1 protein-coding gene is annotated in these 288 nt (G+C 55.2%); it reads right to left on the reverse strand.

The window, feature by feature from the left end; genetic code table 11:
* Positions 1 to 288 (reverse strand): hypothetical protein (locus tag HJW02_RS12995; RefSeq protein ID WP_208050677.1); only part of this gene is annotated, 288 nt, incomplete at both ends.

Here is a 288-nt window from a genome sequence, read left to right on the forward strand (position 1 = left end):
CCGAGCCTCCGGATTCCTCCAGCAGCGCGCCGCCTTCTTCTTCCAGTTCGTCGTCCTCCAGCAGTTCGAGTTCTTCGTCCTCAAGTTCCTTGAGTAGCTCCAGCTCTTTCTCGTCAAGCAGTTCTTCCTGGTCCTCGTCAAGTTCATCGAGTTCTTCCAGCTCCAGTTCCTCTTCCAGCAGTAGTTCCAGTTCACTCTCTTCTTCCTCCAGCGAGCCGGAGGAAGGAGGCTGTCCCTGTTCCTGTGATTGCGACGAAGACGTCGAACAGTCCGATTGCAGCAAGAACA

It is taken from the genome of Akkermansia sp. GGCC_0220, assembly GCF_017566105.1.
Classification (GTDB): Bacteria; Verrucomicrobiota; Verrucomicrobiia; order Verrucomicrobiales; family Akkermansiaceae; genus Akkermansia; species Akkermansia massiliensis.